Source organism: Fusobacterium sp. FSA-380-WT-3A, from assembly GCF_012843705.1.
Lineage (GTDB): Bacteria > Fusobacteriota > Fusobacteriia > Fusobacteriales > Fusobacteriaceae > Fusobacterium_B.
Genome location: NZ_JABAFQ010000005.1, coordinates 31864 through 46012, shown reverse-complemented (window position 1 = coordinate 46012; position 14149 = coordinate 31864). Strand labels below are relative to the sequence as shown.

General features: G+C 26.4%; 17 protein-coding genes and 1 rRNA gene. 9 read left to right on the top strand and 9 right to left on the bottom strand.

The window, feature by feature from the left end; genetic code table 11:
* The first annotated feature begins 244 nt into the window (after nucleotides 1–244).
* From HF862_RS04835 to HF862_RS04825, 3 genes are all read left to right on the top strand, one after another.
* Nucleotides 245–1651 (top strand): YfcC family protein, encoded by a 1407-nt coding sequence (locus HF862_RS04835; protein WP_206039020.1) that lies wholly within the window; start codon nucleotides 245–247, stop codon nucleotides 1649–1651.
* Nucleotides 1652–1681: 30 nt separating this feature from the next.
* A complete protein-coding gene (locus tag HF862_RS04830; protein ID WP_170186797.1) occupies nucleotides 1682–2677 on the top strand; it encodes an aminopeptidase in 996 nt (331 codons plus the stop codon).
* 125 nt (nucleotides 2678–2802) lie between these two features.
* The gene (locus HF862_RS04825; protein ID WP_240934787.1) at nucleotides 2803–3129 is read left to right on the top strand and encodes a CGGC domain-containing protein; all 327 of its coding nucleotides are present in this window, start codon (nucleotides 2803–2805) and stop codon (nucleotides 3127–3129) included.
* Between the two features lie 315 nt (nucleotides 3130–3444).
* Here HF862_RS04825 and HF862_RS04820 read toward each other — a convergent pair whose 3' ends face one another.
* From HF862_RS04820 to HF862_RS04780, 9 genes are all read right to left on the bottom strand, one after another.
* On the bottom strand, nucleotides 3445–4047 hold the full coding sequence (locus HF862_RS04820; RefSeq protein WP_170186796.1) for an HAD family phosphatase: 603 nt from the start codon (nucleotides 4045–4047) through the stop codon (nucleotides 3445–3447).
* A 16-nt stretch (nucleotides 4048–4063) separates the two neighbouring features.
* Entirely contained in the window at nucleotides 4064–5344 is a 1281-nt protein-coding gene (locus HF862_RS04815; RefSeq protein ID WP_170186795.1) for an MFS transporter, read from the bottom strand.
* A gap of 183 nt (nucleotides 5345–5527) precedes the next feature.
* Entirely contained in the window at nucleotides 5528–6967 is a 1440-nt protein-coding gene (gene gatB, locus HF862_RS04810) for an Asp-tRNA(Asn)/Glu-tRNA(Gln) amidotransferase subunit GatB (RefSeq protein ID WP_170186794.1), read from the bottom strand.
* Complete coding sequence (gene gatA / locus HF862_RS04805) at nucleotides 6967–8430, bottom strand: Asp-tRNA(Asn)/Glu-tRNA(Gln) amidotransferase subunit GatA (protein ID WP_170186793.1); 1464 nt, start codon at nucleotides 8428–8430, stop codon at nucleotides 6967–6969. The genes gatB and gatA overlap by 1 nt, the downstream gene beginning before the upstream one ends.
* Before the next feature lie 28 nt (nucleotides 8431–8458).
* Nucleotides 8459–8752, bottom strand: a complete 294-nt coding sequence (gene gatC, locus HF862_RS04800; RefSeq protein WP_170186792.1) for an Asp-tRNA(Asn)/Glu-tRNA(Gln) amidotransferase subunit GatC — start codon at nucleotides 8750–8752, stop codon at nucleotides 8459–8461.
* Between the two features lie 47 nt (nucleotides 8753–8799).
* Nucleotides 8800–9507 carry a pseudouridine synthase gene (locus HF862_RS04795; protein ID WP_304206491.1) on the bottom strand — a complete coding sequence of 236 codons (708 nt, stop codon included), beginning with the start codon at nucleotides 9505–9507 and terminating at the stop codon, nucleotides 8800–8802.
* Between the two features lie 15 nt (nucleotides 9508–9522).
* On the bottom strand, nucleotides 9523–10095 hold the full coding sequence (gene scpB / locus HF862_RS04790; RefSeq protein ID WP_170186790.1) for an SMC-Scp complex subunit ScpB: 573 nt from the start codon (nucleotides 10093–10095) through the stop codon (nucleotides 9523–9525).
* Nucleotides 10096–10109: 14 nt separating this feature from the next.
* Complete coding sequence (locus tag HF862_RS04785) at nucleotides 10110–10688, bottom strand: nucleoside triphosphate pyrophosphatase (RefSeq protein WP_170186789.1); 579 nt, start codon at nucleotides 10686–10688, stop codon at nucleotides 10110–10112.
* A 13-nt stretch (nucleotides 10689–10701) separates the two neighbouring features.
* On the bottom strand, nucleotides 10702–11310 hold the full coding sequence (locus HF862_RS04780; RefSeq protein ID WP_170186788.1) for a hypothetical protein: 609 nt from the start codon (nucleotides 11308–11310) through the stop codon (nucleotides 10702–10704).
* Nucleotides 11311–11513: 203 nt separating this feature from the next.
* Here HF862_RS04780 and HF862_RS04775 point away from each other — a divergent pair, with 203 nt between their 5' ends.
* From HF862_RS04775 to HF862_RS04750, 6 genes are all read left to right on the top strand, one after another.
* Entirely contained in the window at nucleotides 11514–11960 is a 447-nt protein-coding gene (locus tag HF862_RS04775; RefSeq protein ID WP_170186787.1) for a SoxR reducing system RseC family protein, read from the top strand.
* 18 nt (nucleotides 11961–11978) lie between these two features.
* Nucleotides 11979–12389 carry a toxin-antitoxin system YwqK family antitoxin gene (locus HF862_RS04770; protein WP_170186786.1) on the top strand — a complete coding sequence of 137 codons (411 nt, stop codon included), beginning with the start codon at nucleotides 11979–11981 and terminating at the stop codon, nucleotides 12387–12389.
* Between the two features lie 12 nt (nucleotides 12390–12401).
* Nucleotides 12402–12689 carry a cysteine-rich small domain-containing protein gene (locus HF862_RS04765; RefSeq protein ID WP_170186785.1) on the top strand — a complete coding sequence of 96 codons (288 nt, stop codon included), beginning with the start codon at nucleotides 12402–12404 and terminating at the stop codon, nucleotides 12687–12689.
* Nucleotides 12690–12710: 21 nt separating this feature from the next.
* Nucleotides 12711–12827: ribosomal RNA gene (gene rrf, locus HF862_RS04760) — 5S ribosomal RNA — on the top strand.
* Between the two features lie 32 nt (nucleotides 12828–12859).
* Nucleotides 12860–13783 carry a M23 family metallopeptidase gene (locus HF862_RS10130; RefSeq protein ID WP_170186784.1) on the top strand — a complete coding sequence of 308 codons (924 nt, stop codon included), beginning with the start codon at nucleotides 12860–12862 and terminating at the stop codon, nucleotides 13781–13783.
* On the top strand, nucleotides 13723–14133 hold the full coding sequence (locus HF862_RS04750; RefSeq protein ID WP_170186783.1) for a polymer-forming cytoskeletal protein: 411 nt from the start codon (nucleotides 13723–13725) through the stop codon (nucleotides 14131–14133). Before HF862_RS10130 ends, HF862_RS04750 begins: the two co-directional genes overlap by 61 nt.
* Nucleotides 14134–14149 lie beyond the last annotated feature (16 nt).

Below are 14149 nucleotides of genomic sequence, written 5' to 3'. Positions count from 1 at the left end.
CTATAATATTTTTGCTAAGAAAAATAAAAACTTTTAAAAATCATAAAATATTATATTGATATAAAATAGTATCAAGTTGAACTATTTTTTAAAAATAATGATTTGAATAAGAATATAAAAAATAAAAATAATACATTTTGAGCTTGACAAAATAAAAAATATATTGTATATTGATACTATAAGGGCTCATAAAAAATAAAAAAGATACAAAACAATATTGTTTATTTAATAGGGAGGAATGAAAATGGTAGAGAAAAAAAGGGAAAAGAGGATAAATCATCCGTTTTGGGGATTGATTTTAATGGTTGTTTTGACAATGATAGCAACATGGATTTTACCAGCAGGTGAATATGATAGAATAGTGAACGAAGCAGGTAAAACAGTAGTTGATCCAAATAGTTATCATTTAGTTCCTAAAAATCCAGCAGGAATAAAAGAATTCTTTGAATCATTTTATCATGGATATTTGAAAGCATCAGGAGTAATGGCAGTAGTAACATTTATAGGAGGAGCTTTTGGAGTTTTAAAAGGAATAGGAATATTAGATGCAGCAGTTAAATCTTTAACTAAAAAAATGGAAAATAAAAGTTTTGTTTTATTAGCTGGTACTATAATGGCAGCAATAGCAGCTCATCATTCATTTACAGGAATGAGAGAACTTGATGTTGTATTTGTAGCTTTGATAGTTCCTATTTGTTTAAAAATGGGATATGATACAATGACAGGAGTATCTATTGTATTTTTAGGTTCTTTTGCAGGATTTTCAGCAGCTTTAGCTAATCCATTTTTTACAGGAATAGCTCATGAAATAGCACAACTTCGTATGTATTCAGGAATGTGGTACAGATTTATAGTTTTAGTATTTTTCTTTGTAACAGGTCTAATTTTTTTAGTAAATTATGCTAAAAAAGTTAAAGCTGATCCAACAAAAAGTGCTTCCCTTGATATAGAAGAAATTAATAGAAAACGTTTCTTAGAAACAGAAGATAATAAAGAAGAGAAAATTTTAACTACAAGAGAAAAACTAGCTGGACTTACATTTTTAGGAATATTTATTTTTATGGTATATGGTTGCATGAAATTAAATTTTGGTTTTGCTCAACTTGGAGGATGTTTCTTTGCAATGACTCTTTTAACAGGATTTGTAGCAGGTCGTTCATTAAATGATATTTGTTATTTAATGACAGATGGAATAAGAGAAGTTTTAGTAGCTATATTAATAATTTTCTTTGCAAGATCAGTATTAGTTATAATGGAAGATGCAAGAATTATAGATACAGTAATTCATTTCTTATCTAGATTTGTAAAAGGTTCAAATGCAGCAGTAACTTCAATGATATTATATATTTTACAATGTATAATTAATTTCTTTATTCCATCAGGAAGTGGACAAGCAGTTATTACAATGCCAATAGTTACACCTTTAGCAGATATGGGTGGAATAACAAGACAAGTTGTTTGTTTAGCTTCTCAATTAGGAGATGGAATGACAAATTATATTTATCCAACAAATGGAACTTTATTAGCAGCTTTATCAGTTGCAGGATTATCTTTTACTCATTGGTTCAAATTCATAATAAAGATTTATGTATTTTGGACAGTTGGAGCAGCATTATTAGTAGCATTAGGTCAAATAATAAACTTAGCATAAAATACAAGTATAAAATTTTAGGAGGAAAAAATGGATAGTAAAATAATTCAAGCAATGGGAATTGCAGACAAAATCATAGGAGATTTATTAGGAGTAAAAAAACATGAAGAAGTTTTAATTGCAATTGATAGTGAAAGTGATATGAGAATGGCAGAAGCTTTTGCAGCAGCAGCAAAAAAATATGGGAAAGATTATACTATAGCAATGATGCCAGCAAGAACAAAAGAAGATGGAACAACAGTACCAAAAGCTTTAGAATGTGCAATGGAAGGATGTGATGTATTTATTCCTATGACAAGAACTTCTGGGGCACCAGCTTACAGTATAAAAATGAAAGCTCTTTTAAGAGAGAAAAAAATAAGAGAATGTTGTATGGTATTAAGAGATATAAATAACTATATTCATGGTGGAGCCTTAGCTGATTATGAAAAAGTTTATGCTGATGGAGTAGAATTACAAAAATTATGGTGGCATAAAAAACATGCAAGAGTAACATCACCAGCTGGAACAGATTTAACTTTTGAAATGATAGATATGATGCCAATTATAGAGTGTGGAATTGCAAGAAATCCTGGAGAAAGCATGGCATTTTCTGATGGAGAAGTTTCATTAGGGCCTGTTGAAGGAACAATGAATGGAACAATGGTAATAGATGGTCCAATGTGTTATTATGGATTACCAACAAAACCAATAAAATTACAAATAACAAATGGAAGAGTAACAGATGTTTTAGATGGAGACCCAAAAATTTGTACAGAGTTAAGAAAATTATTTGCCGAAGTAGAAAATAGTGATAATATAGCAGAAATAGGAATAGGATTAAATCCAACATCTTTATTTAATGGAGATTTTGAAGAAGAGAAAAAAGCAAGAGGGACAATACATTTTGCCTTAGGAAATGGACTATATTATGATCAAAAAGTAGATTCTCAAGTACATATTGATATGGTATTATATAATACTACTGTGGTATTTGATGGAGAAATATTTGTAAAAGATGGAAAAGTTATTATATTAGATAAATAATTAATTCCTAAAAGTCATAAATAATAAATATAAAAAGGATTAGATATAAAAGTCTAGTCCTTTTTTATAAGAAAAAATTTAAAAATATGATATAATGTATAAAAATAATTAAAAAAGGTGATAATATGGAAGAAACAAAACTAATTATTGTTATTCAATGTGAAATTTCTAAAAGAAGATGTAGTGGATTTCATTGTATGCAATCTTTTTTCAATAGAGAACACCTTTTTAAAGATTATCCATTAGATAAAGAAATTAGGTTTTTAACTTTTCAATGTGGAGGTTGTAGTGGAAAGGGAGTTAATATTCTCTTAAATAATGTTTCAAAAATACTAAAAAAAGAGGGAAAAATCACTAAAGAAAATGTAGTTATTCATCTATCAAGTTGTATGGCTTTTGAAAATCACCATTCACAAAGATGTATGTTTATAGATTTCATAAATCACAGATAGAAAAAGCAGGATATAAAAATATAGTAGAGGGAACTTACCTATCTAAAATAGCTACAAAAAGAAGGGAAGAGGGAATATATAAAAAATATTAAAATAGAAAGAGAGATGTTATAAATTGTAAAACATCTCTCTTTTTTATCTGTTTTCTTCCTCTAAATATATTAGATTCTTTGAAGGAAATATAGATTATTATCTCTACTTCCCAAAAAATTTAGATTTTCAGCAACTAATTTTTTGCCAAAAGTATGAGAAGAGAAGTTTAAATCAAATTTAAAATTTCCTCTTATACAGTTGATATAATTATGAAATGATGTATTATAATATAATTCCTTTTTCTATTAATTTTTCTTTTAAAAGATTAGGAGAAGTTAAATGAATAGTATCAATCCCTAAGTCATTAGCAGCTTCAATATTTTCTTTTGTATCATCTATAAAAAGAGATTCTTCAGCTTTCAAATTATAAGTATCTAAAAGAAGATTATATATTTCATATTCAGGTTTTAAAAGCTTACAATGTCCTGATATAACTTTACCATCAAATAATTTAAAGAAATCCCATAATTCATTAATATTATCAAAAGCTGGATAATGAAAATTTGATATTATATAAAGTTTATAGTTTTCTTTTAATTTTTTTAATAACTCAGCATTGAAAGTTATAGGAGCTAAACAATCAATAACTTTTGTATCAAACATTTTTTTTATGATTTCTCTACACTCTGGAAGTTCTTTAGAAAAAATCTCTATGGCTTTATCATATTCTAAAGTTCCTCTGTCTAAATCTTTCCACTCTTGTCTTCCAAAAACCACTTGAAAAAATTTTTCTCTATAAATTTCTGGAACATTTTCATTTACAAATTTTTCTGGATGAAAGGAAACTAAAACATTTCCTAAATCAAATATAATATTTTTTATCATATTTTCTCCTTCTAAATTAAATATTAAAATTATTTAATTTTTTAAAATTTTTATTTTTTCTAAAGAATAAGCAACCAATAACACCAATAAAGCCAATAGTAACATAAAGAAGAGAGATAGAAATTTCTCTAATATTATTTCCTAAAAAATAGAATTTATTTAAAAGATAATAATTTGAATTTAAAACTGGTAAAATTATAAAATCATTTATAAAACCAGATAAAAAAATTCCTATTGGCAAAAAAATAAATTGAATAGTATTTCTTGCAGCATAAACTCTACCTTGTAAATCAAGGGGAATTTTTACCCTCATAATATAATCAACATTTGCTAATAATAAAGGTACTAAAATATTTCCTAAAAATACCCCTAAACTCCAAATTATATAATTTTTTCCAAACCCTAAAGAAAAATTACAAATCCCAAAGGAAAAAATCATAATATTTGTAATAAGTGTACAATAATTTTTAGTTTGTGGGAAAAATTTTAAAAGCATACTTCCTATAATCCCAGCAATTCCAATCATACTAGACACAATTCCAAGTTGAAAATCATTATTTTGAGTTTTTAATAAAATCATAGGAGATAAAGCAGTTGAGTATATTCCATAAATTAAGTTAATAAATCCCATAAATAAAATTATATATAAAATTTCTTTATTTAAGATAATATAATTTATTCCAAAAATAAACTTTTTAAAAAATGTAGTTTCAGATTGAGTGTGATTTATTTTTGGGATATTAACATAGAATACAAGGGTTACATAGCAAAAAATAAAAGTTAATAAATCTATAAATATAATATATTTAAGCCCCCAAAATGAGTATATAAAAACTGAAAAAATAGGAACAAATATATCTAAAAAAGCTTTAAAAAAAGAACGAATACCATTTGTTTTTATATAATCTTCCTTTGAAACAATTAAAGATATTACCACTTCAGAAGTTGGATTCTGAAAAGCATCAGCAATTCCAAATATAATATTTATAATGAAGAGATATTGAAACTTTAACTTTTCTAAAAGTAGAAGAAATAATATGATAAAAGAAAGTAATCCTGAAATAGTATCAGTAATTTTAAGAATAGTTTTTTTCTCCCATTTATCACTTAAAGTACCCGCTATAAAATTAAGTAAAATCTCAGGAACTAAATAACAAAGAGTGACTAATGATGTATAAAAAACAGATTGAGTATTTTTATAAATCCAAAGAGTAACTCCATAACTAGTCATTTTACTTCCAAATTGAGATACAAATTGTCCAATAATAAATAAATAAAAATTTTTTAAATTTTTCATATTAACTTTACTCCTTTTTATAATTTTTTATAAAAAAAGTGCAAAGTTAATTATTAGAACTCTGTACAAAATCTAATTAAAATTAACTTTGCACAGAGTAAATACAATGCATAGTTTCATATAATTCTCCTTAAACATTTTAAGATTTAATAAAATGTCTGGAAAAATCCAGACATTCATAAATTAAGATAATTTTGCTACAATTAAATCTGTTACCATTTGAGGATTTGCTTTTCCTTTAGAAAGTTTCATAGCTTGTCCTACAAGTCCTTTTAATACTCTAGGTTTTCTTCCTTCGTCAGAATTTTTATAGTCCTCAATTAATTTTGGATTATTTGCTAAAACTTCTTCAACTAAAGATTCAATAGCAGAAGAATCAACTACTTGAGCCATTTTTTCCTCTTCAACTATTTGAGAAGGAGTTCTATTATCAGTAAATTTCATTTCAAAAACAGTTTTTGCTATTTTTGAAGAAATAACATTTTTGTCAATAAGTGTTATAATTTCTCCTAAAGTTTCTGGTAAAATTGGGAAGTTTTTAATTTCTATATTATTATTTTTTAGATATTTTAAAACTTCTGTCATTATCCAGTTAGAGCTTGCTTTTGGATTGTTAGAAGCATGAGCAACTTTTTCAAAATAATCAGCAAGTTCTATATCCTCACAAAGAATATTAGCATCATATTCAGGAATTTGATATTCATTTATAAATCTATGAATTTTATCAACTATATTTTCTGGCATAAGTACTTTTATTCTTTCGATTTCTTCATCTTCAATTATAACTTTTAAAAGGTCTGGCTCAGGGAAATATCTGTAATCCATAGCCTCTTCTTTACTTCTCATAACTTTTGTGATTTGATGTTCGTCATCCCAAGTTCTAGTTTCTTGGTCTATAACTCCACCTTTTTCTATAACTTCTATTTGTCTATTGATTTCATAATCAATAGCTCTTGCTACTGCTTTAAATGAGTTTAAGTTTTTAACTTCTACTCTAGTTCCAAATGGTTCGCCTTTATAGTGAACAGAAATATTAGCATCACATCTTAAAGAACCAAGCTCCATAGAAACATCACTTACACCAGTATATTTTATAGTATTTTTAAGTAAAGTTAAATATTCATAAGCTTCTTCTGAAGTTCTCATATCAGGTTCAGAGATAATTTCAACTAAAGGGATAGAAGCTCTGTTAAAGTTAATAAAAGATTCATTAACTCCATGGATAGATTTTCCAGCATCTTCCTCTATTTGAATTTTTGTAATTCCAACTCTTTTTTCTTTTCCATTGACATTAATATCTAAATATCCTTTTCCAGCATAAGAATTTTCAAATTGAGTTATTTGATAATTCTTAGGAGTATCTGGATAGAAATAATTTTTTCTATCAAAAGAACATTCATGATTTATTTTACAGTTAAGAGCTAGAGCTGTTTTTATAGCATACTCTAAAACTTTTTTATTTAATTTTGGTAAAGCTCCAGGATGTCCTAAACAAATTGGACATGTATGAGTGTTTGGTTCATCACTATCATAATCTGTACTACAATTACACCAAACTTTTGTATTTGTTTTTAATTGAAGATGAACTTCAAGTCCTATTACTGATTCCCACTCTTTTATCATTATTTCTCAACTCCCTCAGGAAGTTTCCATTCCCCTCTTATTTTTTCAAAAGCACTTCCTACTGATAATAATTTTCCCTCTTCAAAATATCTTCCTAGAAGTTGCATTCCTACTGGTAAACCATTAGAAAGTCCTGCAGGAATAGAAAGTCCTGGAACTCCAGCAAGGTTTGCTGAAAGAGTAAATATATCTTCTAAGTATAACTCTAAAGGTGTTTTTACAGCATCAAGAGAGAATGCTGTAGAAGGTGCTACAGGTGTAAATATCATATCTACACTTTCAAAAGCTTTGTCAAAATCAGCTTTTATTAAAGCTCTAACCTTTTGAGCTTTTTTGAAATAAGCATCATAGAAACCAGCACTTAAAACATATGTTCCTATCATAATTCTTCTTTTTACTTCACTACCAAATCCTTCACTTCTAGATTTTACATATAAATCATTGATATCTTTAGCGTTTTTACTTCTATATCCATATCTTATTCCATCAAATCTAGCAAGGTTTGCACTAGCTTCAGCTGGAGCTAATACATAATAAGTAGGAAGAGCATATTTTGTATGAGGAAGAGAAATATCTACAATTTCTGCTCCTAATTCTTTTAATTTATCTAAAGCTTCAAACATAACTCTTTTAATATCTTCATTCATTCCATCTACAAAATATTCTTTAGGAACTCCAATTTTTATACCTTTAATGTCTTTTCCTAAAAATTCTGTATAATTAGGAACTTCTAATTTACTAACAGTAGCATCATAATCATCATATCCAGCTATAACATTCATAGCAAGAGCAATGTCTTCTACATTTTTTGCAAGAGGTCCAATTTGGTCAAGGGATGAAGCAAAAGCCATAAGTCCATATCTTGAAACTCTACCATAAGTAGGTTTTAATCCAACAACTCCACAGAAAGAAGCTGGTTGTCTAATACTACCACCTGTATCAGAACCTAAAGATATAAAACATTGTTGTGCAGCAATAGAAGAAGCTGCTCCTCCACTACTTCCTCCAGGAACTTTTGAAGTATCCCAAGGATTTTTTGTAAGTTTGTAACAAGAAGTTTTTGTACTTCCTCCCATAGCAAACTCATCCATATTAGTTTTTCCTATAATTATTGCATCAGCTTCTTTTAATTTTGTAACAACAGTAGCATCATAAATTCCCTCATAACCTTCAAGAATTTTAGAACAAGAAGTAGCAGGGTCATTAAGTGATACCATATTATCTTTTATAGCCACAGGAACTCCAGCAAGATATCCTACCTTTTCACCTCTAGCAATTTTTTCATCAATTAATTTTGCCTCTTCAAGAGCTTTTTCTTTTCTTAATGAAACAAAACTTCCAATTAATTCATCAGTTTTTTCTATTCTATCAAATATAGCATTAACAACTTCAAAAGAAGTAAGTTCTTTGTTAAGAATTTTATTTCTAACTTCTGAAGCTGTAAGTTCATAAATTTCTTTCATTAGAATTCCTCCCAAAATAATATAATTTTTACTCTCCACCAACAACTTTAGGAACTACAACAGTACCATCAATTTCTTCAGGAGCATTTTTTAAAGCATCTTTTACAGAAAGAGAAGGTTTAACTTCATCTTCCCTTAAATTATTAGTATCATTGTTTACCTGAGATAAAGGTTTAATATTTTCTGTGTCTAATTCATTTAACATATCAATGTAATTTAAAATTTCATTTAATTCAGTTTGATATTTTTCAATTTCATCATTGTTAAATTCAAGTTTAGCAAGTTTTGCTACTTTTAAGACTTCTTCTCTAGTTAAAGCCATTTGTTTCCCCCTTTATATTAAAGATTTTATATATCAATTAAAATTACTTACAATGAGTATAGATAATTTATTTCAATTTTTTTAAGTGGACGATAATCACCAATTTTAAGTTTTTCATCTAAAAGTAAATTACCAATAGCAATTCTTTTTAAAAATGTTACTTTATGTCCAACACTTTCAAACATTCTTCTTATTTGTCTATTTTTTCCTTCTTTTATAGATACATTTAAAGTTGTACTATTAGATGTAGAAGAGATAATTTTTGCCTTTGCAGGAAGAGTCATTTTTCCATCTAACTCAATCCCTTTTTTTATCTTATTAAGAGACGTCATAGAGATATTTCCTTGAATTTCTACATAATAAGTTTTAAAAACTTCTCCTCTAGGATGAATTACTCTGTTATAAATATCTCCATCATTGGTTAGAATAATAAGTCCCTCTGTATCATAATCAAGACGACCAATTGGAAATATTCTTTCGTCTGTATCTATTAAATCTGTAACTAATTTTCTACCTCTATCATCTTTTACAGCTGATAAAACTTTTTGAGGTTTATTAAGCATAAAATATACTTTTTTACTTTGAGTTTTTTTATTGATGTTTTTCCCATTTATGATAATTTCATCATTTTCATCAACTTTCATCCCAGAAAGAGCCACACTTCCATTAACTAAAATTTTTCCCTCTTCAATAAGTTTATCAATAGCTCTTCTTGAGTCTATACCTAAATTTGCTAAATATTTATTTATTCTTATTTTTTCCATAAAATTTTATTCATTTCCTTTATTTTCACTATAACTTAATCTTTCAATTTGTTCTTTTATCTCTTGATAATTAGGTAGTTCATTAACATAATCTATCCCTAAATATCCAAGAAATTTTTCTGTAACCTCATAAAGATTAGGTCTTCCAACAGTTTCTTTTTTTCCACAAATTCTTATAAACTTTCTACTCTCTAAGTTTCCAATAATACTATCTACATTAACTCCTCTTATAGATTCAATTTCACTTTTTGTAATAGGTTGATTATAAGCTATTATAGAAAGAGTTTCTAAGGTAGCAGCAGATAATTTTTTAGGTTTTTTCTCTTGCTCGAAGAAATTGTTTATAACACCACCATATTTTGGATTAGAAACTAAATAAATATTAGAATCAGAGATTTCTATATTTATTCCAGATGATTTTCTTTCACCTTTTAATTCATATATAATAGGTATAAGTTTATCTATAGGAATTCCAAAAAATTTAGATATATCTTTTATTTTTATATCTTCTCCACCTATAAAAAGGATAGCCTCTATTTTATTTTTTAATTCATCAACATTGATTAAGAAATTTTCCATTTTATAATCACCTATTATAATTTATCTATATCACTAAGAGAGATACCAATTTTATTTAAAGTTCTAACAAATTTTCCAATAGGAAATCCCATTATTGAGAAAAAATCTCCTTGAATTTTTTCCACAAAGAAACTTCCTTTCCCTTGAATTCCATAAGCTCCAGCTTTGTCAAAAGGCTCTTTAGTATCTATATACCATTTTATATCTTCATCACTTATATTTTTAAATTGTACTTTTGAAATTTCAAAATCAGAAATAGATAAATTTTTAGATATATTTACTAAAGAAAAACTTGTTATAACTTCATGTTCTCTATTAGAAAGTTTTTTTAGCATATTATAAATTTCATTTTCATTTTTAGGTTTCCCTAAAATTTCATTGTCTATGACCACTACAGTATCAGAGCCAACTACATAATCATTGGGATAATCTTTAGCAACAGCTAAAACTTTTTTATTAGCAATATCCATAATTTTATCTGTTATATTTTTTTTATCACTTATTTCTTTAATATTTTTAGTAATTATTTTTAAGTTAAAACCAAAATTTTCTAAAATCTCTTTTCTTCTTGGAGAATTTGAAGCTAGAATCATTTTATCACCTTTATTAAATTTTAAAATTTTCTTTACGAGCTCTTTCTAATTGCTCTTTTATTGCCATATCTTGAGCTTGATTATATTTTATATATTCATCTTCCTCTTCATTTATAAGAGCTTCTTTTATATCAATCCGAGTTTGAATATCAGCCTTTTTTTTCTCTAAGTTTGCAATATGAAGAGATTCAATTTTACGTTTTTTAATAAAAAGAGATATAATTCCAGCACTTGAAATAAATAAAGAAGAGAGTAATATACTGAATGCCACTCCCAAAAGAATTACAAAATCAAATTTTTCAAAAAGATATAAAATAAGTTCAGTAAACATATATCCTAAATGAAAAGTATTTAATGATATAAATAAAAGATGGTAAGGAGTTAATTCAGCAGTAACTTTTGTATAACCTAAAACAATTAAAAATATAAAAGTTAGAAGAAAAATATTAAAAAATATTAATCTTATTCTATATACAGTTCTTTTAATTTTACTTTTATTAAAACAAAATAAAATATCAGCAAATATAGTTATAATTAAAAGATAATAAAAAATACCAAAATAAGGGATTAATGTTGTATAAAAATTTTGTAGAGATATATTTGAAAATTTTACAAACCCCAAAAATATCAATAAAAAAATTATATATATAAAAACAATTTTAAAATTTTTTAAAAATTTCAATCTAATCACCTAATAAATTAAACTAAATTCATAATATTTTATCATATTAAATTTTTAATTTCAAGAAATATAAAGAATGACTTTGTTAAAAGTTAAAAATATGATATAATTATTTTGAAAATACAAAAAATAGGAGCATGAAAATGGAAAGTAGTGGTAAAGTAACAAAAATAAATGGTAAAAAAATTACAGTAAAAATGTTTAAAGAAAGTTCTTGTGCTCATTGTTCAGGGTGTGGAGAAGCTAGCAAATTAACTAGAGAAATAGAGTTAGATTTTAATCCTGAGGAAAGAGAGATAAAAGTTGGAAATATTGTAACTTTTGAATTAGCAGATTCAAAAATGTTGAAGATAGGATTTTTAGTATATGTAATTCCTGTAATTATGATGGTTGTTGGATTTGGAATAGGAAGCTACTTAGGAAAAAGTGAAGGAGTAAGTGTTTTATATTCTTTTATTGGACTTGTTTTGACTTTTTTAGTTATACATCTATATGATAAATTTATTGTTAAAGAAAAAGTAAGTATGAATATAACAAAAGTCGAAGAAGATAATAATACTGAAGAGATAGTGAATTGTAATAAAAAATAAATTAGGAGAACAATGTCTATGAAAAAAATTCTATGTTTTTTTTCTCTAATATTTTCATTTTCTTTTAGTCAAAATATAAAATTAGAAGAAAGTAATGGCATATTACTAAATAAAGAAAATAAAAAACCTTTTACAGGAACTTTAAAAGATGGAAAAGACAGACAATATTTTCATAAGGGGAGAGCAGATGGAAAGTGGCTTTCTTTTTATTCTAATGGAAAATTAAAAACAATAGAAAATTGGAAAGATGGAAAATTGGATGGGAAATATATTGTTTACACAGAAGAGGGAAAAAAATATATGGAAATTTTTTATGATAAAGGAATAGAAGATGGACATTATAAACTTTTTAATCTTGATGGAAGTCCTAGAATTGTAGGCCGTTTTAAAAATGGAAAAGCTACAGGAAAGTGGAAAAGATATAATTAAGGAAAGAGAAAGATGGAAAATAAAAAAAATTATAAGTTTTTTCAAAATAAAGAGTGTGAATACTTTCCCTGTCATAAAATAAAAAATTTTTCTGAAGAATTTAATTGTTTATTTTGTTATTGTCCTCTGTATTCTTTAGGAGAGAATTGTGGTGGGAATTTTAAATATACAAAAAATGGCATAAAAGATTGTTCTTACTGTATATTACCTCATATAAAAAATATAGGGTATGAACATATACAAAAAAATATAAAAAAAGTTTTAGAAAAAAATAAAAAAAATATTGACAAATGGGACTAAATTATGTTACTATTTTTAATGCTTAGAAACTATAGCTACGAGGGTACACCTAGTAACATACCGAACCTAGAAGTTAAGCTCGTAAACGCTGAAAGTACTTGGGGGGCAGCCCTCTGGGAGGATAGGAAGTTTCTAAGCTTTTTTATTGTTAGAAAAAATTGGAGGCTACCTTGAAAAATAGATACTATGTTACAATAACAGATTTAAAAGGGATGAAGTGCTATTCTTTTGATAAAATAGTAAAAAAATATTTATTAGTTATAGGAATATTATTTACTTTTAGTATAGCAGCATTAATAACTGTGGTATTAATACTTAATCATAAAGTTAATTTATATAGTTTTTATAGAATAGAAAATGAAAAATTAGTTGATAAAATAGAAGATAATAAGAAAGAATATCTTGTACAACTAGAGGAAGCAAATAAAAAAATAACAGAAAAAGAAGTAGAATTAGAAAATATTACTGCAAAAATAGATGAAATTGAAAAACTTATGGGAGAAGATATAGGAATTCCAGAGGAATTAACAGAAAAAGAGAAGTTAGATTTAGCTAAAATGAGTGTGCTAGAAAGAAGATTTTTATTAGAAGTTATTCCAAGTGGACAGCCATTAGACCCTTTTAAAGGTTATTCAAGTTTATTTGGGACAAGAGACCATCCAGTGTTAGAAAAAAAATTATACCATTATGGATTAGATTTTAAAGGAACTAAAGGAACTAAAATTGTTACTACAGCTGATGGAATTATAGAATTTGCAGGTTATAATTCAGGTGGTTTTGGAAATTTGGTTATTGTAGCTCATAGTTATGGATTTAAAACTTATTATGCTCACATGAGTAGAATAGATGTAAAAGTTGGAGAAATAGTGAAAAAAGGGCAAAAAATAGGAGAAGTAGGAAGTACGGGAAGGTCAACAGGACCACATCTTCACTATGAAATTCATTATTTAGGAAAAAGAGTAAATCCAATGAATTTTACAGAATGGAGTATAGACAAATATAACAATCTTTTTGAAAAAGAGAAGGGGGTAAAATGGCAGTCTTTAGTAGAAATGATAAGGCAACAGACACAAATTTTTCAGGAAAAGAGATAACAAATATTGCATCTGAAAGTGAAGTAAAGGGAGATTTTAAAATAGCTGGAAATCTTCAAGTAGATGGAAAAGTTTCAGGAAAAATCTACTGTAATTCAGAGGTTGTGCTTTCTAAAACTAGTGTTTGTGATGGAAGTATAATAGCTAGAAAGATAACTGTCCAAGGAAAATATACAGGACATTTAGAAGCTGATTATATTGAGCTTATAGATAATTGTGTTGTTAGTGGGGAAATTATAAGTAATAGAATATTAATGAAAGAGGGCGTTATATTTGAAGGTACTAGCAAACACAGAGAAGCTTTTTTGCCAGATAAAAATATAATATTAGAAATTGAAAAGAAAAAATAATAAATAGAAGCTGGTC